Source organism: Micromonospora zhanjiangensis, assembly GCF_042650605.1.
Classification (GTDB): domain Bacteria; phylum Actinomycetota; class Actinomycetes; order Mycobacteriales; family Micromonosporaceae; genus Micromonospora_J; species Micromonospora_J zhanjiangensis.
On record NZ_JBHSBN010000013.1, the window covers coordinates 24,628 to 49,546 of the forward strand.

At 75.4% G+C, this 24,919-nt stretch carries 21 protein-coding genes and 2 pseudogenes; 11 read left to right on the plus strand and 12 right to left on the minus strand.

Annotated features, from left to right (window positions below; all coding sequences use genetic code 11):
• Nucleotides 1-4: 4 nt before the first annotated feature.
• A complete protein-coding gene (locus tag ACFOX0_RS19150; RefSeq protein WP_377548029.1) occupies nucleotides 5-988 on the minus strand; it encodes a polyprenyl synthetase family protein in 984 nt (327 codons plus the stop codon).
• 404 nt (nucleotides 989-1,392) lie between these two features.
• Here ACFOX0_RS19150 and metF point away from each other — a divergent pair, with 404 nt between their 5' ends.
• The 3 genes from metF to ACFOX0_RS19165 all read left to right on the plus strand — a co-directional run bounded on the left by metF (nucleotide 1,393) and on the right by ACFOX0_RS19165 (nucleotide 4,040).
• Nucleotides 1,393-2,310: a methylenetetrahydrofolate reductase [NAD(P)H] gene (gene metF, locus ACFOX0_RS19155; RefSeq protein WP_377547755.1), complete on the plus strand. Its 918-nt coding sequence runs from the start codon at nucleotides 1,393-1,395 to the stop codon at nucleotides 2,308-2,310.
• A gap of 34 nt (nucleotides 2,311-2,344) precedes the next feature.
• Complete coding sequence (locus tag ACFOX0_RS19160) at nucleotides 2,345-3,022, plus strand: CDP-alcohol phosphatidyltransferase family protein (RefSeq protein ID WP_377547758.1); 678 nt, start codon at nucleotides 2,345-2,347, stop codon at nucleotides 3,020-3,022.
• 139 nt (nucleotides 3,023-3,161) lie between these two features.
• The gene (locus tag ACFOX0_RS19165) at nucleotides 3,162-4,040 is read left to right on the plus strand and encodes a polysaccharide deacetylase family protein (RefSeq protein WP_377547760.1); all 879 of its coding nucleotides are present in this window, start codon (nucleotides 3,162-3,164) and stop codon (nucleotides 4,038-4,040) included.
• 64 nt (nucleotides 4,041-4,104) lie between these two features.
• Here ACFOX0_RS19165 and ACFOX0_RS19170 read toward each other — a convergent pair whose 3' ends face one another.
• The 10 genes and pseudogenes from ACFOX0_RS19170 to ACFOX0_RS19215 all read right to left on the minus strand — a co-directional run bounded on the left by ACFOX0_RS19170 (nucleotide 4,105) and on the right by ACFOX0_RS19215 (nucleotide 13,403).
• Nucleotides 4,105-5,604: a phytoene desaturase family protein gene (locus tag ACFOX0_RS19170; protein WP_377547762.1), complete on the minus strand. Its 1,500-nt coding sequence runs from the start codon at nucleotides 5,602-5,604 to the stop codon at nucleotides 4,105-4,107.
• Between the two features lie 142 nt (nucleotides 5,605-5,746).
• Nucleotides 5,747-6,874, minus strand: a complete 1,128-nt coding sequence (locus ACFOX0_RS19175; RefSeq protein ID WP_377548031.1) for a glycosyltransferase — start codon at nucleotides 6,872-6,874, stop codon at nucleotides 5,747-5,749.
• Nucleotides 6,875-6,882: 8 nt separating this feature from the next.
• Nucleotides 6,883-7,764 carry a carotenoid biosynthesis protein gene (locus ACFOX0_RS19180; RefSeq protein WP_377547764.1) on the minus strand — a complete coding sequence of 294 codons (882 nt, stop codon included), beginning with the start codon at nucleotides 7,762-7,764 and terminating at the stop codon, nucleotides 6,883-6,885.
• Nucleotides 7,761-8,312 (minus strand): GNAT family N-acetyltransferase, encoded by a 552-nt coding sequence (locus ACFOX0_RS19185; RefSeq protein ID WP_377547767.1) that lies wholly within the window; start codon nucleotides 8,310-8,312, stop codon nucleotides 7,761-7,763. The genes ACFOX0_RS19180 and ACFOX0_RS19185 overlap by 4 nt, the downstream gene beginning before the upstream one ends.
• A 104-nt stretch (nucleotides 8,313-8,416) precedes the next feature.
• Nucleotides 8,417-9,100 (minus strand): annotated as a pseudogene (locus ACFOX0_RS19190) (monooxygenase); the annotation flags it as partial.
• A gap of 74 nt (nucleotides 9,101-9,174) precedes the next feature.
• Nucleotides 9,175-9,663: a YbaK/EbsC family protein gene (locus ACFOX0_RS19195; protein WP_377547770.1), complete on the minus strand. Its 489-nt coding sequence runs from the start codon at nucleotides 9,661-9,663 to the stop codon at nucleotides 9,175-9,177.
• Between the two features lie 111 nt (nucleotides 9,664-9,774).
• Nucleotides 9,775-10,626, minus strand: a complete 852-nt coding sequence (locus tag ACFOX0_RS19200) for an MBL fold metallo-hydrolase (RefSeq protein WP_377547772.1) — start codon at nucleotides 10,624-10,626, stop codon at nucleotides 9,775-9,777.
• A 13-nt stretch (nucleotides 10,627-10,639) separates the two neighbouring features.
• Nucleotides 10,640-11,236: a TetR/AcrR family transcriptional regulator gene (locus ACFOX0_RS19205; protein ID WP_377547775.1), complete on the minus strand. Its 597-nt coding sequence runs from the start codon at nucleotides 11,234-11,236 to the stop codon at nucleotides 10,640-10,642.
• A gap of 155 nt (nucleotides 11,237-11,391) precedes the next feature.
• Nucleotides 11,392-11,895, minus strand: a complete 504-nt coding sequence (locus ACFOX0_RS19210; RefSeq protein ID WP_377547778.1) for an FMN-binding protein — start codon at nucleotides 11,893-11,895, stop codon at nucleotides 11,392-11,394.
• A 101-nt stretch (nucleotides 11,896-11,996) separates the two neighbouring features.
• Complete coding sequence (locus ACFOX0_RS19215) at nucleotides 11,997-13,403, minus strand: ferredoxin reductase family protein (protein ID WP_377547781.1); 1,407 nt, start codon at nucleotides 13,401-13,403, stop codon at nucleotides 11,997-11,999.
• 465 nt (nucleotides 13,404-13,868) lie between these two features.
• On the opposite strand from ACFOX0_RS19215, the gene ACFOX0_RS19220 reads away from it, so the two are divergent.
• The 3 genes from ACFOX0_RS19220 (at nucleotide 13,869) to ACFOX0_RS19230 (ending at nucleotide 16,973) form a co-directional block, all read left to right on the plus strand.
• The gene (locus ACFOX0_RS19220) at nucleotides 13,869-14,321 is read left to right on the plus strand and encodes an SAV_6107 family HEPN domain-containing protein (RefSeq protein ID WP_377547783.1); all 453 of its coding nucleotides are present in this window, start codon (nucleotides 13,869-13,871) and stop codon (nucleotides 14,319-14,321) included.
• 196 nt (nucleotides 14,322-14,517) lie between these two features.
• On the plus strand, nucleotides 14,518-15,294 hold the full coding sequence (locus ACFOX0_RS19225; protein WP_377547785.1) for a hypothetical protein: 777 nt from the start codon (nucleotides 14,518-14,520) through the stop codon (nucleotides 15,292-15,294).
• On the plus strand, nucleotides 15,291-16,973 hold the full coding sequence (locus tag ACFOX0_RS19230) for a DNA polymerase Y family protein (RefSeq protein WP_377547788.1): 1,683 nt from the start codon (nucleotides 15,291-15,293) through the stop codon (nucleotides 16,971-16,973). Before ACFOX0_RS19225 ends, ACFOX0_RS19230 begins: the two co-directional genes overlap by 4 nt.
• A gap of 33 nt (nucleotides 16,974-17,006) precedes the next feature.
• On the opposite strand, the gene ACFOX0_RS19235 is transcribed toward ACFOX0_RS19230, so the two are convergent.
• Nucleotides 17,007-17,753 (minus strand): TetR/AcrR family transcriptional regulator C-terminal domain-containing protein, encoded by a 747-nt coding sequence (locus ACFOX0_RS19235; protein ID WP_377547790.1) that lies wholly within the window; start codon nucleotides 17,751-17,753, stop codon nucleotides 17,007-17,009.
• A gap of 75 nt (nucleotides 17,754-17,828) precedes the next feature.
• Here ACFOX0_RS19235 and ACFOX0_RS19240 point away from each other — a divergent pair, with 75 nt between their 5' ends.
• The 5 genes and pseudogenes from ACFOX0_RS19240 to ACFOX0_RS19260 all read left to right on the plus strand — a co-directional run bounded on the left by ACFOX0_RS19240 (nucleotide 17,829) and on the right by ACFOX0_RS19260 (nucleotide 24,856).
• A complete protein-coding gene (locus ACFOX0_RS19240; protein ID WP_377547792.1) occupies nucleotides 17,829-18,779 on the plus strand; it encodes an ATP-binding cassette domain-containing protein in 951 nt (316 codons plus the stop codon).
• A complete protein-coding gene (locus ACFOX0_RS19245) occupies nucleotides 18,776-19,558 on the plus strand; it encodes an ABC transporter permease (protein WP_377547795.1) in 783 nt (260 codons plus the stop codon). The genes ACFOX0_RS19240 and ACFOX0_RS19245 overlap by 4 nt, the downstream gene beginning before the upstream one ends.
• A gap of 158 nt (nucleotides 19,559-19,716) precedes the next feature.
• Nucleotides 19,717-22,881 (plus strand): annotated as a pseudogene (locus ACFOX0_RS19250) (error-prone DNA polymerase); the annotation flags it as partial.
• Between the two features lie 44 nt (nucleotides 22,882-22,925).
• On the plus strand, nucleotides 22,926-23,672 hold the full coding sequence (locus tag ACFOX0_RS19255; protein ID WP_377547798.1) for a methyltransferase domain-containing protein: 747 nt from the start codon (nucleotides 22,926-22,928) through the stop codon (nucleotides 23,670-23,672).
• Nucleotides 23,669-24,856: an alkaline phosphatase family protein gene (locus ACFOX0_RS19260; protein WP_377547800.1), complete on the plus strand. Its 1,188-nt coding sequence runs from the start codon at nucleotides 23,669-23,671 to the stop codon at nucleotides 24,854-24,856. The genes ACFOX0_RS19255 and ACFOX0_RS19260 overlap by 4 nt, the downstream gene beginning before the upstream one ends.
• Nucleotides 24,857-24,919 lie beyond the last annotated feature (63 nt).

Sequence of the window (24,919 nt, forward strand, 5' to 3'; positions counted from 1 at the left end):
GCGGTCAGTCCGTGCGGCGGGTGGCCACGAAGGCCAGGTCGACCAGCACCCGGCGGCCCTCCGGTTCCAGTTCCGCCTGCTCCAACGCGGCGAGCGCCGCCTCGGTCAGCTCGGCGATCCGCTGTTCCGTACGGCGCAGCGCGCCGCTGTCGGTGATCACCTCGCGCAGTCGGCGGACCGTGTCCTGGTCCAGGTCGGGCCGGCCGAGCCAGCGGTCGAACAACTCGCGGCCCGTCGGCCCGGCGGCCGACAGCGCCGCGGCGACCAGGAACGTCCGCTTGCCCTCGCGCAGGTCGTCGCCGGCCGGCTTGCCGGTCTGCCCCGGGTCGCCGAAGACCCCGAGGATGTCGTCCCGCAACTGGAACGCCTCACCGAGCGGCAGCCCGTAGCCGGAGTAGGCGACGGTGACCGGTTCCGGGGCGTCCGCCAGCGCCGCGCCCAGCAGCAGCGGGCGCTCGACGGTGTACTTGGCCGACTTGTAGCGGGCCACCATGCTCGCCCGCTCGACCGAGGTGTCCGCGCTGGCCTGGGTGACCACGTCCAGGTACTGGCCGATGGTCACCTCGCCGCGCATCCGGTCGAACACCGGCCGGGCCCGCGCCACCGTGGCCGGGTCCAGGCCGCCGGTGTGCAGCAGTTCGTCCGACCAGACCAGGCACAGGTCGCCGAGCAGGATCGCCGCCGCGTCCCCGAAGGCGTCCGGGTCGCCCACCCATCCGGCGGCCCGGTGCCGGCCGGCGAACCGGCGGTGGATCGCCGGCTCGCCCCGGCGGGTGTCCGACCGGTCGATCAGGTCGTCGTGGATCAGCGCGCTGGCCTGTACGAACTCCAGCGCGGCCAGGGTGGCGACCAGCTGGTCCGAGTCCCCGCCGCCCGCGCCGCGGTACCCCCAGTAGGCGAACGCCGGCCGCAGCCGCTTGCCGCCGCGCAGCACGAACGCCTCCAGCGCCTCGGCGACCGGCAGCAGCGAGTCGTCGATGTCGGCCATCCGCCGGCGCTGGTCGGCGAGGAACCCGGTCAGCGCCTTGTCCACCCGCTGACGCAGACCGGCCCGGTCGACCACCGGCCCGGCGTGGTCGGCCGGCGGCCCGGGGGCGTGGTCGGCGGACGGTGCGGCGGTCTGTCCAGCCGACGGTACGGAGGCAGCTTCGGTCACGCCCTGACGCTATCCGGTCGTCGGGCCGCCCATCCCACCCCATGCCCCGTCCGCCGGGTCCGCTCGACGTGGTGCGGCCGGTCGCGGGTACGTCAGCGACCTCATCGGGCGGTTTGACGTCCCTGGCGTACCCGCGACGCCGCCGCGTTCCCGGGTGCGGAGGGCGGCGCGACTCGTGGTGCCCGGTGGGCGGGAAGGTACGCGTCACAGGGGCCCCGGGCCGGTAGGGTTGGCGGGTGGCGCTCGGTCTTCCCTCTGTCCTTCCCAACTCGCAGCCGGCGATCGGGGACCTGATCCGTGGGTCCCGGCCGACCTTCTCGTTCGAGTTCTTTCCCCCCAAGACCGACAAGGGCGAGCAACTGCTGTGGCAGGCGATCCGGGAGTTGGAGCCGCTGCGGCCGTCCTTCGTCTCGATCACCTACGGCGCGGGCGGGTCGACCCGGGACACCACGGTCGCGGTGACCGAGCGGATCGCGACCGAGACGACGCTGCTGCCGATGGCGCACCTGACCGCCGTCAACCACTCGGTCGCCGAGCTGCGTAACGTGATCGGCCGGCTCGCCGGGGCCGGGGTGCACAACGTGCTCGCCCTGCGCGGTGACCCGCCGGGCGACCCGACGGGGGAGTGGGTCGCGCACCCGGAGGGTGTGCGGTACGCGGAGGACCTGGTCCGGCTGGTCCGCGAGGCGGGTGACTTCAACGTCGGGGTGGCGGCGTTCCCGTTCAAGCACCCGCGCTCGCCCGACATCGACAGCGACACCGCCTACTTCGTCCGCAAGTGCCGGGCCGGGGCGGAGTTCGCCATCACCCAGATGTTCTTCGAGGCCGACGACTACCTGCGGCTGCGGGACCGGGTGGCGGCCGTCGGCTGCGACACCCCGATCGTGGCCGGTGTCATGCCGGTCACCCAGATCGGCACGATCGAGCGCTCCCAGCAGCTCTCCGGCGCACCCTTCCCGCCCCGGTTGGCGGCCCGGTTCGCCGAGGTGGCCGACGACCCGGAGGCGGTCCGCCGGCTGGGCATCGAGCACGCCGGCGAGCTGTGCCGGCGACTGCTCGACGAGGGGGTGCCCGGCATCCACTTCATCACCCTCAACCGCTCGACCGCGACCCGTGAGGTGTGGCAGAACCTGCGGGCCGAGGCCCGGGTGTGAACCGCCCCGCCCGCTGTCGTACGGCCGAGCCGCCATGGGTAACCGGCTGACCTGGGACGAGTACGCGACCGCCTGGGCGGGCCTGCACGGCGGGTTCGATCCCCGGACGGCCGCGCCGGTGGTACGGGGTTGGCTGCGGATGGCGTACCTGGTGGGGGCGTTGCTCGGTCGGCTGCGGGTGTCGCCGGCGGCGGTGACCGTGGTCGGGCTGGTGCTCTGCGCCGTCGTGCCGGTCGTCGCCGGCCGGTCGTCGACCGGCGCGTTCGTCGGCGCCCTGCTGGTCCTGCTGGCCTCGGTGGCCGACAGCGTGGACGGCGCGGTGGCCGTGGTCACCGGCCGCACCAGCCGGCTCGGCTACGTGTACGACTCGACCGCCGACCGGGTCGGCGAGGCGTTCTGGCTGGCCGCGTTCTGGCTGGTGGGCGTCTCCGGTGTGGTGGTGGTGACCGCCGGCGCGCTGTCCTGGCTGCACGAGTACGTGCGGGCCCGGGCGGTCTCGGCCGGGATGAAGGAGATCGGGGCGGTGACCTTGGGCGAGCGGCCGACCCGGGTGTCGATCACCGTGGTCGGGCTGGTGGTGGCCGGAGCCGCCGGACTGATCCGGACGGAACTGGCGGCCGGCGCGGCGACCGTGGTGGTCGCGGTCTGGATCCTGCTGGCCCTGTTCGGGCTCGGCCAACTCCTCTCCGCCGTCCGCCGCACCCTGGCCTGACCCGGCCGCCGACCCGTCCGGCCGTCCGCCGCCGGTCAGGGCCGGCGAGGTTCGGACGGCATCCGGCGGCAAGCCGGCAGTGACCGGGCCGACATTTTTCGGGACAGTGCGGTTTGCGCACCGGCGCTAGGTTTGGCCGGTGCGCGGAGAAAATTTCGCATCCACCGCCGGGTTCGGACTCCGCGGGCGCGTTCCGCGCCGGCGGTCCGCCGCCGTAGCCGTCCTGCTCGCCGTGACCGGGCTGGTCGCCGGCTGTGCGGGTGCGGGCGGCGGGCACCGCGCCGTGATCAGCCTGCCGAGAGCAGTCCCGTCGGGACCGGCCGCCGAGGGGGACCGGCCGGCCGCCGCGCAGCCCCTGCCACCCGGCCCGCTCGGTCGGTACGTCGCCAAGCTGCCGGCGTTCCCGCCCGCGCCCGCACCGACGCCGGTGACCGTGCCACCCGGTCCGGCCGCCGGCTGGTACTCCCGCATCCAGACCACCGACCGGGTGGCGTTCCTGACCATCGACGACGGATGGGTCAAGAAGCCCGAGGCGATCGAGTTGCTGACCCGGGCCAAGGTGCCGGTGACGCTGTTCCTGACCGTCAACGCGATCAAGGACAACCCGGACTACTTCACGAAGCTGCGGGACGCCGGGGCGACGATCGAGGCGCACACGGTCAGCCACCCGTCCCTGACCGGCCGGTCGTACGCGTTCCAGCGCAAGGAGATCTGCGGCTCGGCCGACTGGCTCGCCCAGCGGTACGGCCGCCGGCCGGTGCTGTTCCGCCCGCCGTTCGGCAACAAGGACGCCACCACCCTGCGGGCGGTGCGGGACTGCGGCATGAAGGCCGCGTTCTTCTGGACCGAGACGGTGGACAAGGGCAAGGTGCGCTACCAGAAGGGGCACACCGTGCAGCCTGGCGACATCATCCTGATGCACTTCCGGCCGGCGTTCGCCGACGACTTCCTGGCCGCGCTGACCGCCATCCACAAGGCCGGCCTGACCCCGGCCGTCCTCGGCGACTACGTCAACTGACCGGACCCGTCCGGCTGCGCGGCCCACCGGCCGAGGGCACCGACGGCAACCGGCCGCACCGCCCTCAGGCCGTGCCCACCGCGTCGGCGACGATCTGGGCCGACAGGGTGACCATGGGCAGCCCGCCACCGGGATGGGTGGAACCGCCGACCAGGAAGACGCCGCGCGCCGGGGTGCGGTTGGCCGGCCGGAGCAGGCCGCCGGCCGTACCGTAGATCGCCCCGCCCGGCGCGGCGGTGGCGTGGGCCAGGTCGGCCGGGGTGCGGATCTCCCGGAACACCAGCCGGTCCCGGACGTCCACGCCGCGGGCGGCCAGCACGTCCAGGATCCGGTCGGCGTACGCGGTGGCCAGGCCCGGCCGGCGCCAGTCCACCGCGTCCAGCGCCCGCCCGTGCCGGGCGGCGTTGACCAGCACGAACCACGCCTCGTGCCCGGCCGGCCGGACGGCCGGGTCGTCGGCCACGGTGACGAACACCGTCGGGTCGGGGGCCGGCCGGGCCGGTACGCCCCGACCCGGGTCGCCGAACACCGCGTCGAACTCGGCGTCGTAGCTCGCCGGGTATCGGCGGTGGTCGGGGAAGAACACGTTGTGGTGCGCCAGACCGGTCGATCCGCGGACCCCGAGCAGCAGCACGAAGCCGGCCAGGCTGCGGTCGGCCAGCCGGGACAGGCGCGCCGGGGTGGGCAGCAGGTCCCGGTAGACGGTGAGCGCGTCCACGTTGGCCACCACCACGTCGGCCGGTACGGGGGCGGTCGCGCCGGCCAGACGTACCCCGTGCACCCGGCCGCCGGCGGCCTCGATCCGGGTCACCGTGCTGCCGGTCTGCACCACCACGCCGAGGTCGAGGCAGCGGGACAGCAGCGCGTCGGCCAGGGTGCCGAGCCCGCCGTCCAGGTACCAGCCGCCGAAGGCCAGCTCGGCGTACGGGACGGCGACCAGGGCGGCCGGAGCGCGCCGCGGGTCGGCACCGGTGTACGTGGCGTACCGGTCCAGCAGCATCCGCAGCCGCGGGTCACGCAGCGTACGGCGACCGAGCCCGCGCAGCGTCTGCCCCGGTCCGATGGCCGCCAGGTCACCCAGTCGCCAGGCCAGCCCGGCCAGCGCCGTCGGCGAGTCGACGGGCCTGCGCAGGATGTCCCGCCAGGAGGCGGCCCAGACCCGGCCGGCCCGCCGCCACAGCCGGCGCCAGTCGGCGGCGGCCCGGTCACCGAACGCCGCCCCGATCCGGTCGGCGAACACGTCCGGGTCGGCGCACGAGTCGAGCCCACCGCCGTCCGGGAACCGGTGCCGGACGATCGGGTCGAGCGGCCGCAGGTCGAGGTACTCGTCGAGCTTGGCGCCGGTCGCCTCGAACAGGTCGGCGAACACCTGCGGCAGGGTCAGCAGGCTCGGCCCGGTGTCGAACCGGAAGTCGCCCTCGGGGGCCGACCGGACGTACCGGCCGAGCTTGCCGCCGACCACGTCGGCGCGCTCGTGCACGGTGACCTCGTGGCCGGCGGCGGCCAACCGCGCCGCGGTGGCGAGCCCGCCCACCCCGGCGCCGACAACGACCACCCGGCTCATTGTCGCCTCCACTCCTGTGCCGTCGCTCCTGCCGGCCCCGGCCGCACCGGACGTCCGGCGGCGCGGGACGCCACCGGGACCCGGCCGCCGGGCCGCGCCCCCGGCCCCGGGATGCCGCGGCACCGCCGAGCGTCGGGCGACGTCAGAGCACCGGCCGGCCGCGCCAGAACAGCCGCCGCCGCCTCCGCAGATGGTACGACCGCCAGGTCAGCCAGCCGAGCAGCGCGACCGACAGCGGATGCGCGAATGCGTCCGGCCAGCCCCGCCCGCCGGTGGCCCGGGCGCTGACCAGCCGGCCGGCCACCCCCAGCAGGTAGGTCGACAGGGCCACCCCGGCCGCCACCGGCTCGCCCGCCACCAGCGCCGCGCCGGCCAGCACCGGCGGTGCCGTGTACAGCAGCAGGAGCAGCGCCACCACCGCCGTCGCGGCCACCGGCGACCCGAACGTCGCCCACAGCGACTTGCCGTACCCGTCGCGCAGGCCGGCCCACGAGTCGTACATCCGGCAGGACGCCAGCCGCGATCCGTCCGCGAGGGCGATCCGGCCGCCGGACCGTTTCACCGCCCGGGCCAGCTCGATGTCCTCCAGGATCTTGTCGGCCACCGCCGCGTGCCCGCCGGCCCGCGCGTAACCGGCCCGGTCCAGCACCAGGAACTGCCCGCCGGCCGCGGCCAGCGACGGCCGCGCCGAGCGCTCCATCGCCCGCAGCGGCAGGAAGGTGAGCCACAACCACTGCAGCAACGGCTGGACCAGCCGCTCACCCGCCGAGCCGGCCACGATCCGCGGGTACGGGGACAGCAGCGTCGCCCCGGCGGCGCGCAACCCGGTCACCGCGGCGGCCACCGCGTCCCGGGCCAGCACCACGTCCGCGTCCACGAACACCAGCGCCGTGACGTCCGGCCCGACCTGCCCGGCGAGCTGCTGGCAGGCGTACGGCTTGCCGAGCCAGCCGGGCGGCGGCGGTGACCCGGTGACCAGCCGGACCCGCGGGTCCCCGGCGGCGACCGCGCGCACCACGTCGGCGGTGCCGTCGGTGGACCCGTCGTCCAGCACCACGATCTCCAGCCGGGGTACCTCCCGCTGGGCCAGCAGCGCCCGCAGGCACGGGGTGACCCGGTCCGCCTCGTCGCGCAGCGGCAGCAGCACCGCCACCGGCTCGTCCACCGGTCCCGCCGGCCGCCCCGGCCGACGCAGCCACCGCCCGGCGTTGACCACCGTGTGCCCGCTCAACGCGCCCACCGCCCCGGCCACCACCAGCGCCCCGACCAGCAGCGGACTCACCCGGTGGCTCCGGCGCGGGCGTCGGGCCGGGGGACCGGCCGCCGCCCGGACCGCCCGGACCGGGCGAGCGTCACGGCCAGCGGTACGGCCACCGTGGCCATCGCCAGCGCTCCCCAGGCCGCCGAGGCGGGCAGCCGCAGGAAGACCGCGTGGGCGAGCACGCTGGAGGCGTAGGTCCACAGGTACAGCGCGTACATCGGGGCGTCGGCCGGGTCGGACCGGCCCGCCGCCGGCCCGGCCGCCGGGCGCAGCAGGGCCATCAGCGGCACCGCGAACAGCAGCCAGCCGAGGTAGTTGCCGACCGGGATGCCGGGCACCCCGGGCAGCGCAGGTCCCGGGTCGAGCCAGGTCCAGTAGCCCTCGGACACCATCTGCGGGTCCAGGAACACGTCCCAGGCGGCCAGCCCGAGCCCGGCCAGCCCCACCCGGCCGGCGAGGCGGGCCGGCCCTCCGGCGTCGCCGTCCGCCCTCCCCGCCGCCGGACCGCGGCTGGGTCGGACGGCGGCCGGACCGCGGGTGAGCCGGACCGCGGCCAGCCAGGCCGGCCAGGCCATCCAGGTCCAGGCCAGCGGGATCACCAGCGGCACGCCGAGCAGCTTCGGACCCAGCGCGCCGGAGTAGGCGTACGTGCCGAAGGGGACGCCGGTGGCCACCCCCAGCGCCTCCACGGCGAGGCCACCCCCGGTGGTGACCAGCACCAGCGCGGTGGCCACCCGCGGCCCGCGGGTGAGCGCGGCGTGGCCCACCGACAGCAGGTAACCCAGGACCACGGTGACCACGGTGAGCCCGGCCCGGGTGTCACCGCCGGTGAGCGGGTAGCCGATCTGGGCCAGCACCAGCACCGCCAGCAGCGCCCACGGCAGCCGCCCGCGGCTCACGACTCGGGTCGGGTCAGCGGCAGTTCGCGGCCGAGTACGGCGAAGTCCCGTTCGTCGCCGGGGAACCGGAAGTCCCGCAGCACGTCGACGAACCCGAACCGCCGGTAGAGCCGCCAGGCCCGGGAACGCTGCTCGTCGGCCTCCGGGGTGGACAGCAGGGTGGTGCCGGCCTCGGTCATCGACAGCAGCGCGCCGAGTTGCCGGGCGCCGAGGCCGTGCCCCTGGGCCGGCGGGCGGACGTGCAGCTCGACCACCTCGAAACAGTCGGTCAGCCAGCTCTTGCGGGCCTCGTCACCGAGCGCGCCGTGCACCTGGTCGTGCCACCACTGGCCGGGCGCGGAGAGGTAGCCGTACCCGAAGCCGGCCAGCCGACCGTCGGTGGCCAGCGTGGCGACCGCCCGGAAACCGGGCCGCCGGACGTGGGTGGCGATGTAGCCGCGGCGGGCCTCCAGCAGGTCGGAGCGGTAGCCCATCGCCTGGCCGTAGACGGTGACCACGTCGTCCAGCCGCCGGGTCAGGTCGTCCGGCGTCCACGGGACCAACCTCATCGTCGTCCGCCTCCCGCCGGCGTCGCCGGCCCGTCGTCGTCGGCGGTCGCGGTGACCGGCCGTTGCCCACGTTCGTCCGCCATCCCGTCCCACCGTCCCGCCTCGTCCGCCGGCCAGCCCAGCACCGTCCGGTCGCCGTGCGCGTCCCGCACCGCGAACCGGGCGAACAACTCCTCGGCGTACCAGCGTTCGGTGGGCGTCCGGGCGATCGCCGCCCGGTGCTCCGGGTGACGGTACGCGAACTCGACGAGATCCCGCGCGTCGCGCCAGACGCTGACCGTGCCCTGCCAGCCGAGCGGCGCCTCGCCCACGCCGAACCGGGTGAGCAGGCCGGGGGCGTCGGCCAGCGCGGCGGCGACCGGCGGGACCGCCCGCCAGAAGGTGACCGCCCGGGCCGGTCGCAACCGGGCCCGGGTCAGCGCCAGCACCGGCCCGTCGGCCCGGCCACCGGCCGGCTCGCCGAACGGCTCGACCCCGGACCACCGGCCGCGGCTGGTCAGCGGGCGCAGGTCCAGCCGGGCCGCGCCGGCCGAGATCCGGGCCCAGGCCCGGCCGACCGGGGTGGCGTCGAATCCGGCCGCCCGGTCCGGATCCGACCAGGCCACCAGGGCGGCCCACCGGGTCGGGTCGGCGTCGGTCGGCCCGAAGCCGGTGCCGGTCCCGGTGCCGAGCAGCTTGCCGAACCGTACGCCCGGGGTGGCCCGCAACCGGCGCGGGTCGCGAGCCATCCGCAGCAGCGCGCGGGGCAGCGCACCGGGGACGGTCCGCCAGACGTGCAGGGTGACCAGCTCCGGTACGCCCGACGCGCCGGTCCCGGGCCCGCCGTCGTGGCCGGAGCCGGCTGGCGGGCCGGGCCGCCCGCTCACGCCACCTCGGCCGGCTCGCCGCCGGTGACCCGGACCAGTTCGTCGTACGTGGTGGGGAAGACGGCCCGGGGTACGCCGCCGGCCGCCCAGATCTCGTGGTAGCCGGCGAGCGCGGTGTCCACGACCGTGCGGACCGGCGTCGGGTGTCCGAGCGGGGCGACCCCGCCGATCGGCTGCCCGGTGTGTTCCCGGACGAACTCCGGGGTGGCCCGCTTCAGCGTGCCGACGCCCAGCCGGGCGGCCAACCCGGCGGTGTTTACCCGGTGCGCGCCGGAGGTGAGCACCAGCAGCGGACCGCCGTCCGCGTTGAAGATCAGCGAGTTGGCGATCTGACCGACCGCGATGCCGAGCGCGTCGGCCGCGGCCTGGGCGGTGTGCACGGCGTCCGGCAGCAGGCGGACCTGGCTGGGCGCCCCGGAACCGTCCCGGGCCGCCGTCTTGTCCAGCGCGTCCTGCACCGCCCGCACGTTCGGGTGTGACTGCATGCCACCTATCTTGGCCGGTCGGACCCGGGCGCGGCGAGCGGGTGCCTCAGTGCGGTCCGGCACCCTGGTGACCGAGTAACCGGGGTGCCGGGTCGGGAGCGGAGGAAACCCTTATCGGGCGGCGGTCGGCGCGGACCGGTCGTAGCGGGCCAGCTCGACGGCGTCGTGCGCGGAGAACACCTCGACCCGGTCGCCGTGCGCCCCGCGCAGTCGCCGCAGCATCGCCGCGCTGTCCCGCCGGGCCGTCCCGTCGACCTGCATCAACCGCTGGAAGGCCCACATGGCCGCCGTCGAGTGCGGCCGCACCGGGTCGCTCTCGCCGTGGAAGAAGTACGCGTCACCGGCGTGCAGCAGCCAGGTCGGCCCGGTGTCCACCGCCACGCCGGTGTGCCCCCGGGTGTGTCCGGGCAACGGCACCAGCAGGATCTCCGGCGGCAGACCGTCGAGCTGGCGGACGGCCGGCAGGTCGAACCAGGTGTCGCCGCTGGTGTCCGGATAGGTCACCCAGTCCGGCCCGTGCGCCCAGTGGTTCGGCCGGTAGCGGCCCGTCTTCTCCTTCCCGGTGCTGGGCCGGGTCGCCGCGGCGAGTTCCCGGGCGTGTACGTGCACCCGCGCCCAGGGGAAGTCGACGATCCCACCGGCGTGGTCGAGGTCGAGGTGGGTCAGCACGATGTGCCGGACGTCCTCGGGCCGGTAGCCCAGCTCGGTGACCTGGTGGCGGGCGGTTTCCCGCAGGTCCGCCCGCGGCCGGGTCAGCCGGACGAACCGACCGCCCAGCGAGCCGACCGGATCCCGGACGTCGGCCGTGCCCAGCCCGGAGTCGACCAGGACAAGCCCTTCGTCGGTCTCGACCAGCAGGCAGTGGCAGACCATCGTGCCGGCCTCGAACAGCTTGCCGGTGCCGTTGACCAGCCGCCGCAGGGGCGGACGCAGGGTGGCGCAGTTGAGGTGGTGCACCCGCATCGGAAGTCTCCCGTCAGTCGGTGGCGGTGGCGGTGGCGGTGGCGGTGGCGGTGATGAGCGTGGCGAGCGGCGCGACGACGGCGCGCAGCGGCCCGGTGTCGCGGCGCACCCGGGCCAGCAGCAGCGCGCCCTCCAGCGCGGAGAACAGCGTCACCGCCAGCGCCGCGGCCTGGTCGACGGGTACGCCCCAGTCGGTCAGCGCGGTCTCGATGATCTCCAGCCACCGGCCGTACGCGTCGGCGCAGGCCGCCCGGATCGGTTCGCTGGTGCTCGCCGTGTCGATGGCGATTCCGGCGACCGGGCAACCCTGTTCGTAGTCCGATCCGGCCAGCGCGGCGGCCAGCAGGTCGACGAGCCGGGTCAGCCCGTCCGCCGGGTCGGCCGCGTCGAGCGCGGCCCGCAGGCGGTCGCCCAGGGCGGCACCGGAGGCGGTCACCGCCTCGACGGCCACCTGCTCCTTGCCGCCGGGAAAGTGGAAGTAGAGCGATCCCTTCGGCGCCCGGCCGGTGCTGAGGATCTGGTTGACGCCGGTGGCGTGGTAGCCCTGCCGTTGGAAGAGCTCCGCAGCCGTGCGCACCACCCGTTGCCGGGTGTCCTGGCCTTTGGTCATGCCAGGAATATACAGACCGGTCTAGTGAAAAGCTACCGGCGGCGGGCCGCCGGCCGACGGCGATGCGTTCCGCCCCGGTCCGGCGCCGCCCCGCTCCGGTGTGGTGTACCGCGGCGTCCCGGCCGCCGGTCGGCGCCCACCGGCCGTGCGGGCGCTCATCGCAGGTGCGCCGCGTCGATCGCGGCCTGCAACGACTCGCGGTAGCCGTCGCTGGTCACGGTGGCGCCGGAGACCGAGTCGATCTGCGCGCTCTGCGCCTGGACCGCCTCCTGCGCCAGGATCGGTACGGCATAGTCGTTGATCCGCTGATCCCGGAAGTTGCCGTTCGGCACCTGGACGGCGTCCACCTTGGTGATCTTCCCGCCGGACACCGTGATCCGGACCTGGACCGGACCCCACCGGGTCTGCGCCACCGACCCGTCGAAGGTGCCGGAACCGGCACTCGAACCGGTGCCCGAGCCGGAGTCGGTGCCCGAGCCGGAGTTCCCGGAACCGGTGTCGTCGTCGGGGGCGGCCCCGGCGACCGCGCCGCCGTTCGTGCCCGGTTCGACCGCGGCCGACGTTCCGGACCCGCCGGCGCCCATCGTGCTGGTCCGGTAGCTGAACAGCAGGATCAACGCGGCAACCGTCGACACCAGCCAGAGAGTGATCCGTCGCATCCCGTTCTCCTTCGTCGTGTCCGGCCCGGCCGGGGCGTTCCGGTCGGCGGGGAGACCGCCGGTCGGTGCCGGGCCGGGAACCGGGCGGTGCCCGCCGCCGTTCACCAGGCGAACCGTTCGAGGTGCACCCGCTCGGCCGGGACCCCCGCGCGCAGCACGGCGGTACGGGCCGCGTCGGCCCAGGCGTCCGGGCCGCACACGTAGACGTCGTGGCCGGCGACGTCGGGGGCGTACCAGCGCAGCACCTCGACGTCGGACAGGTGCGCCGTGTCGCGGGACACCCAGGAGGAGGCCCGCCCGGCCCGCGGGCCGAGCAGGTAGTGCACCCGCACCCCGCGCTGGGCGGCGAGCCGGTCGAGCTCGTGCCGGAACGCCAGTTCCGCCACGCTGCGGGCCCGGTAGACCAGCACCGCCCGGCCGGGGGCGTAGGGCAGTTCCCAGAGCAGGGCCAGCAGCGGCGTGACACCCACCCCGCAGGCCAGCATGGTGACCCCGCCACCGGTGAAGCTCTCGCCGGTCAGCCGCCCGTACGGGCCCTCGATCAGCGCCTTGGTGCCGGGACGCAGCCGGGCCACCCGGGCGCTGCCGTCGCCGAGGTCCTTGACGGTGATCCGCAACTGGTCGCCGTACGGCGGGGCGGACAGTGAGAACGGGTGCGCCCGGGACCAGCCCGGACCGTCCAGGAACCGCCAGAGGAAGAACTGGCCGGCCCGTACCGGCAGTCGGTGCAGGTGCCGTCCGCGCAGGTGGACCGAGGTCACCCCGGGTGCCTCCGGGACCACCGCGGTCACCTCGAGCCGGTGCCGGGCGCTGCGCCAGGCGGGCACGGCGAGCCGGAACACCAGCACGCTGCCGGCGGCGACCCCGTACAACCCCCACCAGTACGCCCGGGCGCCCGGCGAGGAGATGAAGTCGGCGCCGGTCCAGAGCTGGTGCGGCAGGGCCAGGCCGGTGCCCAGGTAGGCGTACAGGTGCAGCAGGTGCCAGGACTCGTAGCGCAACCGGCGCCGGGCCGCCCGCAGGGACGTGACCACGACCATGACCAGCAGCGCCAGCGCCGCCGTGGCCAACAACATCCCCGGGTACGTGGTGACCAGCAGCCAGAACTGCCCGAGCGGTCCGCCCTCGGCGGTGGCGGAGTAGCCGAGGGTGGTCAGCAGCACGTGCCCGAGCAGCAGGTTGAACGAGGTGAACCCGGCCAGCCGGTGCCAGCGGGCGATCCGGTCCTGGCCGTAGCTGCGTTCGATCCAGGGCACCCGGGCCATCAGGACCACCTGGATCAGCATCAGGTCGGCGGAGACCAACCCGGCCAGCCGGCCGATCGAGGTGAGCCCGGGTCCGGGCCCGGCGGACAACTCCTGCAGCCCCCGGTTGCCGATCCACAGGGCCGTCACGACGACCAGGCTCAGCAGTGCGGCGCTGCCGACCAGGTCGCCCCACCAGCGGGGGGTGACCGGCAGCCGGCGGGCGACCGGCGGGCGGGTGCGGGCGGCGTTCGCGGTGCTCACGACCGCGCTCCCGGCGGCGTCGACTGACTCATGGCACAACGGTGCGCGCCGGTGGTTGGGGCAATCTTGGCCGCGCCTGTGTGCCGGCTGTGAAAGCCGACGACCGACGGTACGGACGGCGTGACCGACGGGATCCGCGCGAGCGTTGCGTTTTTGTCGGAACCGGGGTGTACTGTCTTCGGTAGTTAGAACGAGTGTTCGATTGAGTCGTACGCTCGTTCCAACGATCTCCGGGCGAGGCGTTTCGCGGCGCCGATCCCGGTGGCGCGGTTTCGCGGACCGCGCCGGATCCGGACAGTCGCGAGTCCGGATCACCCAGGCAGGACCGTCGCCCGCCGCCCTCGACCCCCGGGCGGCGGGCGACGGACCCGCCGAGTCCGGTCGGCCGGGTGTGGTTGTGGGGAAGCGTCCACATCCGGCCGACCGACACACCCGGTGACGTTGGCGACACTGAGGAGAGGTCCCATGCCGACCAGTCCGGCTCAGGCTCCCACGGTGCCGGCGCACATGCTGCCGCACCGCACTCCCGCTCAGTTGCTCGTGATCGCCCGGCGCGGACTGGTCGAGGCGGCCCAGACCGGCCCCGACGGCCTGCGCTACGCGGCCGCGCACCTGGCCGCCCTGCGCGCCGCCGCGGCCCTGCTCGCCGCCCGGGCCCGCCCCGAGCCGACCCGTCGCCACCGGGTCACCAGCGTGTGGGCGCTGCTGGTGGTGGTCGCCCCCGAGTTGGGCGAGTGGGCGACCTTCTTCGCCAACGGCGCGTCCAAGCGGGCCGCGGCCGAGGCGGGCATCCCCCGGGTGGTGACCGCCCGGGAGGCCGACGACCTGCTGCGCGCGGCGGAGCAGTTCGTGGCGGTGGTCGAGGGCGTCCTTGGCGTCGCACACCAACCCGCCCTCGACGGGCTCGCCGCCGCCTGAGCGCGGGCGGCGCCTCGGCCGGCGGCGTCGGGAGACACCAACGCCGACCAGCGGCACTGGTCGGCAGTGCGGCGCTTCGGAGACGCCCGGCGCCGGACGGCAGCGGCGAAGGGAAATACCGGTTCCGGAGAACCGGGTCGCCGACACGTGCCGGCGGGCCGGAGAGACATCAGCGACGACAACGGGGAGCGGACCGATGGCGGGCCGAATGGTGGTCGGTTCCGCCGCACTGGCCGGACTGGTACGACCGGCGAGCGAGGCGACACCGGAAGGCGCCCATCGGGTGCTGCCGGTACTGCCCGAGCTGACCGGGGTGCTGCCCGGTCGGGGACTGCGACGGGGCAGCACGGTGTCGATCGCCACCGGTCGACCGACCGGCGGCAGCGGCACCACCTCCCTGGTGTTCGCGCTGCTCGCCGAGGCGTCCCGGACCGGCTCCTGGTGTGCGGTGGTCGGCGTACCCACCTTCGGCGCGGTCGCCGCCGCCGAACTCGGCATCGCGCTGGACCGGCTCGCCCTGGTCCCGCACCCCGGACCGGAGTGGGCGACGGTGGTGGCCGCCCTGATCGACGGGGTGGACGTCGTGGTCACCGCCGTTCCCGGCCCGGTGAGCGGCTCGCTGGCCAGTCGGTTGACCGCCCGGGCCCGGCAACGCGGCAGCGTCCTGGTCCCGTACGGCCGGTGGGACGGCGCCGACGTCGACCTGCGGGTGCTGCGGGGCAGTTGGGAAGGGCTCGGTCAGGGGCGGGGCCGGCTGCGTCGGCGGGAGGTGACCATCTCCGCCCGTGGCCGGGGCGCCGCCGCCCGGCCCAAGGAGATCCGGGTCTGGTTGCCCGGCGACGGGTCACGCCGGGCAACCGGCCTCCGGACCACCGTCGGGCCGGCCGGCGACACCGCCGCGCCGGCGGCCACCCCGCGTCCGGGCACCGCGCCGGGCCGGCCCGCGCTCACCTTGGTCGACGCGGCATCATGACTCCCCGGCCCGACGAGGCGGGGCCGGTCCGGACGCTGTTCGTGTGGTGCCCGGACTGGCCGGTGGTCGCCGCCGACATCGTCGACGGGGTGTCCGCCGCCGGACCGGTGGCGGTGCTGCACGCCAACCGGGTGATCGCCTGCTCGGAGACGGCCCGCGCCGAGGGTGTCCGCCGAGGGCTGCGCAAGCGGGAGGCGCAGAGCCGCTGTCCGGAGCTGACCGTGGTCGACCATGATCCCGGCCGGGACGCGCGGGCCTTCGAGCCGGTCGTCGCCACGGTGGAGGAACTGGCCGCCGGGGTCGAGGTGGTCCGCCCGGGCGCCTGCGCGCTGGCCGCCCGGGGGCCGGCCCGCTACTTCGGCGGCAAGAGGCCCGGCGGACGGCTCGACGGACGGCCCGGCGCGGAGTCCGACGGCGAGGGGCACGGCGACGGGGATGCCGGCGGTGCCGGGTCCGGCGGCGAGGAGGCGGTCGCCGAACTGATCGTCGAACGGATTGCGGAGAGCTGTGGGGTGGAGAGCCAGATCGGGCTGGCCGACGGGGTGTTCGCCGCCGGGCTGGCCGCCCGTACCGGTCGGGTCGTCCCGCCCGGTGACACACCGGCCTTCCTGGCCGACCTGCCGGTGGCGGCGCTGGGCCGGCCGAGCCTGACCGACCTGCTGCGCCGGCTGGGCGTGCGTACCCTCGGTGACTTCGCCGCGTTGCCCGCCGGGGACGTGTTGGCCCGGTTCGGGTTCGACGCGGCGCTGGCGCACCGGCTGGCCGCCGGCCGCGACCACCGGCCGCTGGCGGTCCGTCGCCCGCCGCCGGACCTGGCCGTGACCGAGACCTACGACGACCCGCTGGACCGGGTCGACGCCGCCGCGTTCGCCGCCCGGGCGCTCGCCGAGCGGCTGGGCGACATCCTCGCCGGGCACGGCCTGGCCTGCACCCGGCTGGGCATCGAGGCGGTGACCGGGCACGGACAGGAACTGCACCGGGTCTGGCGGCACGACGGCCTGCTGACCGCCGCGGCGATCGCGGACCGGGTGCGCTGGCAACTCGACGGGTGGCTGTCCGGCACCAACCGGCGGCCGGGCGGTGCCGGCCCGGTCACCCCGCCCCGGCCGACCGCCGGCATCATCCGGTTGCGGCTGGTTCCCGAGGGCGTGCTGGCCCGGGCCGGCCTCCAGGCCGGGCTGTGGGGGGACGGCGGCGCGGAACGCGACCGGGCACATCGGGCGCTGAGCCGGGTGCAGGGCATCCTCGGTCCCGAGTCGGTGGTCACGGCGGTGCTCGGCGGTGGCCGGTCGCCGGCCGACCAGGCCCGGCTGGTGCCGTGGGGCGACGAGCGGGTCCCCGCCCGCCCGGACGGGCCCTGGCCGGGGCGCCTGCCGCCGCCGGCACCCGCCGTGGTGCTGCCCGCCCCGCTGCCGGCGCAGGTGCACGACGCCACCGGCCGGCCGGTGGGCGTGACGGCCCGGTTGGCGGTCAGCGGCGCGCCGGCCCGGCTCACCGTGGGCTCCGCCGCCCCGGTCGAGATCGTCGGCTGGGCCGGCCCGTGGCCGGTCGACGAACGCTGGTGGGCGCCGGCCGAGGCCCGCCGCCGGGCCCGTTTCCAGGTCTGCCTCGCCGACGGTACGGCGCTGCTGCTCGCCCTGACCGGCGGCCACTGGTCGGTGGAGGCGATCTACGACTGACGCCGGGAACGGACGGCGGTCCGCCCGGCCGGGTCAGCGGTCGAGCAGGCGTTCCAGGCCGTCCAGGATGCGGTCCAGGCCGAACCGGAAGGATCGGTCCGGGTCGCTGACGGCCTTGTACTCCAGGCTCGCCGCCGTGCCGACCCGGTCCGAGATCGGGTACGCCTCGGCCGGCATGACGCGTTCGAGCACCGGTGCGTTGATCTCCCACCACTGGGCGTCCGACATCCCGGACTCCTCGACCGTCCGGCGGGCGGTGATCGAGGCCCGCGCCGCGCCGGCCGTGAAGCCGCTGATCAGGGTGACCACCAGGTCCATCTCGACGTCGGTGAAGCCGGCGCCCTCGATCGCCGCGAGTTGCCACTCGTAGCGGTCGGAGCAGTTCGGACCGATCCAGGGGCGACTGCTCTCGACCTGCAGCAGCCAGGGATGCCGGTGGTACTCGTCCCAGAGTTGCCGCGCCACGCCGGTCAGCCGCTCCCGCATGGTGCCGGTGTGCGGGGGCAGCTCCTGCTCGCCGGTGACCTCGTCGACCATGAGGCCGATCAGCTCGTCCCGGCCGGGCACGTAGGTGTAGATCGACATCAGCTTCAGCCCGAGCCGGTCGGCGACCTTGCGCATCGAGAACGCCGGTAGGCCCTCCTCGTCGGCCACCGCGACGGCCGCGCGGACCACCTCGTCCACGGAGACCCGCTGCCGCGGTCCACGGGAGCCCTGCGGGGTGCCCAACGTCCGGCGCCACAGCAGGGTGAGGGTCCGGTCGACGTCCTGATCTCTCATCTGGGCAGATTACCCCGTGGGGTGTACGGTGTATCGGACTCGATTTCCGTACGCCTTACGGAGTTAGGAGAACCGGTGGGATCCGACCACGCCATCACCGCCGACGGACTACGCAAGAGGTACGCCGGATCACCGGCCCTCGACGGCTTCGACCTCCAGGTCGGGGCGGGCACCATCCACGGGCTGCTCGGCCCGAACGGGGCGGGCAAGAGCACCGCGGTCAAGGCGCTCGCCACCCTGATCGACCTCGACGCCGGGGTGGCCCGGATCGACGGCTTCGACGTCCGTACCCGGCCGGGGGAGGTGCGCCGGCGGATCGGCCTGGTCGGCCAGCACCCGGCCGTCGACGAGATCCTGGGCGGCCGGCAGAACCTGGTGATGTTCGGCCGCCTGTACGGCCTGAACAAGACCGACGCCCGGAGCCGCGCCGCCGAACTGCTGGACACCTTCGGGCTCACCGCGGTGGCCGAGCGGGCCGTCGGCACGTACTCGGGGGGCATGCGCCGCCGGCTCGACATCGCCGCCGGTCTGATCCTGACCCCGGCGGTGCTGTTCCTGGACGAGCCGACCACCGGGCTGGACCCGCGGGCCCGTAACGAGGTCTGGGAGAGCGTCCGGGACATCGCCGGGCGCGGCACCACGGTGCTGCTCACGACGCAGTACCTGGACGAGGCCGACCAGTTGGCGGGGCGGATCTCGGTCCTGGACCACGGCCGGGTCGTCGCCGAGGGCACCCCGGACGCGCTCAAGCGCCAGGTCGGCGGGGACCGGGTGACCGTGACCCTGCCCCGACGCGAACCGCTCGCACCGCTGGCCGAGCGGCTGGCCGCCGCCGTGGGCGCGCCGGCCGTCCCGGACGCCGAGGCGCACGCCGTCACCTTCGAGGTCGGCGCCGGGGTGGTGGCCCTGGCCGACGTGGTCCGGGCCCTGGACGCCCTGGGGATCGACCCGGAGGACCTGGTCCTGCGCCGCCCCACCCTCGACGAGGTGTTCCTCACCCTGACCGACAAGGAGCCAGTCCGATGACCACCACCCTGCGCGCCGGCTGGGTGATCACCCAGCGGGAGTTGGCCCACTGGGTACGGCAGCCGTGGACCCCGATCTTCGGACTGCTGTTCACGATCATGTTGTTGCTGGTCTTCGGCTTCCTCTTCGGCGGGGCCATCACGGTGCCGGGCGGCGGTGACTACATCGCCTTCCTGCTGCCCGGCATGCTGGCGCTGAGCATGATGTTCGGCGTCGAGAGCACGGCCACGGCGATGGCGAACGACGCCCGCCGGGGGATCACCGACCGGTTCCGTTCGCTGCCGATCGGCAGCGCGTCGGTGTCCCTGGGCCGGGTGGGCGCCGACCTGGCCACCTCGGCCGTGGAACTGCTCGTCCTGCTGGTCGGCGGGCTGGCGATCGGCTGGCGGATCTCGGCCGGCCCCGGCTCCGTGCTGCTGGCCGTGTTCCTGCTGCTGTTCCTGCGGTTCGCCGTGCTGTGGATCGGCATCTTCGTGGGGCTGTCGTTCCGGGGCGACGGGGCGACCATGGCGGTGCAGGTGCTGGTGTGGCCGATCGGCTTCCTCTCCACCGCGATCGTGTCGGCCGAGACGATGCCCGGCTGGCTCGGCGCGATCGCCGCGTGGAACCCGCTGTCCGCCACGGCGACCGCCGCCCGGCAACTCTTCGGCAACCCGACCGGGATCACCGACGGGCCGCTGGCCGACGGCGCGGTCTGGCTGGCCCTCGGCTGGCCGGTGCTGCTCGTGGCGGTGTTCCTGCCGCTGTCCGCCCGGGCGTACCGGAAACTGCGCGGGTGACCGGTCCGCGGCGCCTGTCCGGTCCGCCGGCAGGCGCCGTGGGCTGCGGAAACAGTGCCGGGTGGGTGGCCCGTCGAGGGTCGGGGACCGGTAGGGTCGGACGCGATTAGAACTCACGTTCGACTGGCGGGGGCGCGGCGATGGGTGTGCACGGTCCGGCGGTGCCGTACGCGGAGCTGCACGCGCACAGCAACTTCAGCTTCCTCGACGGCGCCAGCCACCCGGAGGAACTGGCCGAGGAGGCGGCCCGGCTCGGGCTGACCGCGCTCGCCCTCACCGACCACGACGGGTTCTACGGCGTGGTGCGGTTCGCCGAGGCCGCCCGGGCGGTGGACCTGCCCACCGTGTTCGGCGCCGAACTGTCGCTCGGCCTGCCCGGCCCGCAGAACGGCGAGCCGGATCCGCGCGGCACCCACCTGTTGGTGCTGGCGCGCGGCGGGGCCGGCTACGCCCGGCTGGCCCGCACCATCGCCCGGGCCCACCTGCGCGGCGGGCAGAAGGGTCGACCGGTCTACGGGGAACTGGACGAGGTGGCCGCCGAGCTGCGCGACCACGTCCTGGTGCTGACCGGGTGCCGCAAGGGTGCCGTACCGGCGGCGCTGCGTACCGGCGGGGTGGCCGCGGCGGCCCGCGAGCTGGACCGGCTGACGGCGCTGTTCGGCGCGGACGCCGTGGCGGTGGAACTCACCGACCACGGCGACCCGGCCGACGGCGACCGCAACGACGCGCTCGCCGAGCTGGCGGCCGCCGCCGGCCTGCCCACCGTGGCGACCACCAACGCGCACTACGCCACCCCGTCCCGGCGCCGGCTGGCCACCGTGCTGGCGGCGGTCCGGGCCCGGCGCGGGCTGGACGAGATCGACGGCTGGCTGCCCGCCGCGGCCACCGCCCACCTGCGCGGCGGCGCGGAGCTGGCGGCCCGGTTCGCGGCCCACCCGGGCGCGGTCGCCCGGGCTGCGGAGTTCGGCGCCGACCTCGCCTTCGACCTGCAGCTGGTGGCCCCCGAACTGCCCGCCCACGAGGTGCCGCCCGGGCACACCGAGATGAGCTGGCTGCGTGAGCTGACCATGCGCGGCGCGCTGGAACGGTACGGCCCCCGCGAGGCCCATCCGCAGGCGTACCGGCAGCTCGACCACGAGCTGAGGATGATCGAGGAGTTGGGTTTCCCCGGCTACTTCCTGGTGGTCCACGACCTGGTGACGTTCTGCCGGCGCAACGACATCTACTGCCAGGGCCGGGGTTCGGCGGCCAACTCCGCGGTCTGCTACGCGCTGCGGGTCACCAACGTCGACGCGGTCCGGCACAACCTGCTCTTCGAACGGTTCCTCGCCCCCGAGCGGGACGGCCCGCCGGACATCGACGTGGACATCGAGTCCGACCGTCGGGAGGAGGTCATCCAGTACGTCTACCGGCGGTACGGCCGGGAGCACACCGCGCAGGTCGCCAACGTCATCTCCTACCGGCCCCGGTCGGCGGTCCGGGACGTGGCCAAGGCGTTCGGCTTCTCGCCGGGCCAGCAGGACGCCTGGAGCAAGCAGATCGACCGGTGGGGCTCGGTGGCGGCGGTCGACGTGGAGGGGATCCCCGAGCAGGTCGTCGCGTACGCCAACGAACTCCAGACGTTTCCCCGGCACCTGGGCATCCACTCCGGCGGCATGGTGATCTGCGACCGGCCGGTGATCGAGGTGTGCCCGGTCGAGTGGGGGCGGATGCCCGGGCGCACCGTCCTGCAGTGGGACAAGGACGACTGCGCGGCCGCCGGGCTGGTCAAGTTCGACCTGCTCGGCCTGGGCATGCTCTCCGCGCTGCACTACGCGTACGACATGATCGGGTCCACCCTGGACCTGAGCGCGATGTCGCTGGACGACCCCGAGGTGTACGACATGCTGTGCCGGGCCGACTCGGTGGGCGTGTTCCAGGTGGAGAGCCGGGCCCAGATGGCCACCCTGCCCCGGCTCCGGCCACGGGAGTTCTACGACCTGGTGGTCGAGGTGGCGCTGATCCGGCCGGGCCCGATCCAGGGCGGTTCGGTGCACCCGTACATCCGGCGCAAGAACGGCCTGGAACCGGTCGAGTTCGCCCACCCGCTGATGCGCAACGCCCTGGAGAAGACGCTGGGTGTCCCGCTGTTCCAGGAGCAGCTGATGCAGCTGGCCATCGACCTGGCCGGGTTCGACGCCGGCGGCGCCGACCAGTTGCGCCGGGCGATGGGCGCGAAACGGTCGGCCGAGCGGATGGCGCGGATCTCCGACCGGCTCTACGCCGGGATGGCCGAGCGGGGGATCACCGGGGCGCTCGCCGACGACGTGCACCTGAAGCTCTCCTCGTTCGCCAACTACGGCTTCCCGGAGAGCCACGCGATGAGCTTCGCGTACCTGGTCTACGCCAGCTCCTGGCTCAAGCGCTACCATCCCGGGCCGTTCCTGGCCGCGCTGCTCAACGCCCAGCCGATGGGCTTCTACTCGCCGCAGACCCTGGTCGACGACGCCCGCCGGCACGGCGTCGAGGTACGCCGGCCGGACATCAACGCCAGCGGCGCCAAGGCGGTCCTGGAGTCCACCCCGGACACCCGGTGGGGCAGCCTGCCCGGTGAACCGCCGCACCGGTGGGGGCTGGGCGGTCCGGCGGTGCGGCTGGGGCTGTCCGGTGTCCGTACCGTCGGTGAGGAACTGGCCGGGCGGATCGAGGCGGAACGGATCGCCGCCGGGCCGTACCGGGACATGCCGGACCTGGCCCGCCGGGTGGGACTCACCGCCGCGCAGCTGGAGGCGCTGGCCACCGCGGACGCGTTCGACTGCTTCGGGCTGACCCGGCGGGAGGCGCTCTGGGCGGCCGGCGCAGCCGCGCAGGACCGGCCGGACCGGCTACCCGGCACCGTGGCCGGGGCGACCGCACCGGCGCTGCCCGGGATGACCGAGGTGGACAAGCTGGTCGCCGACGTGTGGGCCACCGGCCTGTCGCCGGAGAGCCACCCGGCCCGGTTCGTCCGGCCGCAGCTGGACGCCCTCGGCGCGGTGCCGATCGCCCAACTGGGCCGGGTCGAGCCGGGTCGGCGGGTCCGGGTCGGTGGCATCGTGACCCACCGGCAGCGGCCGGGCACCGCGGGCGGGGTGACCTTCCTCAACCTGGAGGACGAGACCGGGATGCTCAACGTGACCTGCTCGCCGGGGCTGTGGCTGCGCTACCGGAAGGTGGCCCGGACCAGCGTGGCGCTGGTGGTCCGGGGTCGGCTGGAGCGGCACGAGGGGGTCACCAACCTGACCGCCGACCGGCTCGACCAGCTCACCCCGCCGGTCAGCCCGCCGTCCCGTGACTTCCGCTGACGCCCACCGGTGCGGTGTTCCCCCGGTGGCCTAGGCTCGGCCGGGTGGAGCGTTCACGGAACCGGGCGGGCCCGACCGCCGGCGCGCGGACCGCGGTGGTCTGGACCCTGCTGCGCCAGGAACTCGACCGGCAGGCCGGCCGGTCGCTCACCGTGCTGGACATCGGCGGTGGCACCGGCGGGTTCGCGGTTCCGCTCGCCGAGGCGGGTCACGAGGTCACCGTCATCGACGCCAGCCCGGACGCGCTGGCCGCGCTGACCCGGCGGGCCGCCGACGCCGGGGTCGCCGCGCGGGTCCGGGCCGTGCAGGGCGATGGGGACGCGCTCGCCGGGCTCACCGAGCCGGGCGAGGCCGATCTGGTGCTCTGCCACGCGGTGCTGGAGGTGGTCGAGGACCCGGCCGGGGTGGTGGCCGCGCTGGCCACGGCCCTGCGGCCTGGCGGCGCGGCCAGCGTCTTGGTCGCCGGGCGGGCCGCCGCCGTGCTGGGCCGGGCGATGAACGGACACCTCGACCAGGCCGGCGCGCTGCTCGCCGACCCGGACGGCCGGGCCGGGCCGCGGGACAACCTGCGACGGCGCTTCGACGCCGACGGCGCCGCCGCGCTGCTCGGCGCCGCGGACCTCCGGGTGGAGCAGATCCACGGGGTACGGGTGCTGGCCGACCTGCTGCCCGCCGCGGTGGCCGACGGTGACCCGCAGGCACTGGTGGACCTGGAGTTGGCCGTCGCGGCTCGCCCGCCGTACCGGGACATCGCCGCCCAACTGCACCTTTTCGCCCGCCGCGCGTCATGACCGGACCGGACGTGCCGGCCGACCCGTTCGAGCCGATCCACCCGCGGTACGACGACGCCAGCCTCTCCGACGTGCTGCCCGGCGCGTTGGCCGCGCTCGGGGTGCCCGGCGTCGCCGACCCGCTCGGGCTGGCCGACCGGCTCGCCGGAGTACGCCGGCTCGCCGTCCTGCTCGTGGACGGGCTCGGCTGGTACCAGATCCCCACCGCGGCCCCGTACGCCCCGACGCTGGCCGATCTCGCGGCCCGCGACGGACGCCCACTGACCTGCGGCTTCCCGTCCACCACCCCGACCAGCCTGGTCGGCCTGGGCACCGGGGCCCTGCCCGGCGCGCACGGCGTCCTCGGGTTCCGGGTCAACGTGCCCGGCACGGAGCGGGTGCTCACCCACATCAACTGGCCCGGCGGGGGCGCGGCCGACGACGATCCGGACCCGCGCCGCTGGCAGCCGTTGCCCACCCGGTTCGAGCAGGCGGCGGCGGCCGGCGTGGCGGTGACCGTGGCGAGCCGGCCGGAGTTCGCCCGCAGCGGGCTCACCGCGGCGGCCAACGCGGGCGGGGACTACCGCGGGGCGGCCGACCCGGACGCGCTGGCCGCCGAGATGCTGGCCGCGCTGACCGCCGGCGACGGACCGACCCTGGTCTACGGCTACCACCCGGACCTGGACAAGCACGGCCACCTCAGCGGCGTCGACTCCGCCTCCTGGCGGGCCGCCGCCGCCGACCTGGACGGCCTGCTGGACCGGCTGGTGGAGCGGCTGCCGGCGGACGCCGCCTTGCTGGTCACGGCCGATCACGGGCAGCTCAACGTCCCCGCCGACCGGAAGGTCGACCTGGACGCCGATCCCCGGCTGCGCGCCGGGGTACGGGTGGTGGCGGGTGAGCCGCGGGTGCGCTACCTGCACACCCGGCCCGGCGCGACGCCCGACGTGGTGGCCGCCTGGTCGGCGGTGCTCGGCGAGTCCGCCTGGGTGGGCACCCGGGCCGAGGCGGTGGCGGCCGGCTGGTTCGGCCCGGTGCCGGCGGAACACCTGGACCGGATCGGTGACGTCGTGGTGATCTGCCACGGAACGACCGCGGTGGTCGCCTCGGCGTCGGAGAACCCGCTGGAGGCCCGCCTGGTCGCCTACCACGGGTCCTGCACGGCGACCGAGATGACCATCCCACTGCTGACCGCCCGCGGCTGACCCCGGCCGGTCGCCCCGCGGGCTTCCACCGTGGCCGGCCCCGGCCCGCGCGGAAGCGTCGCA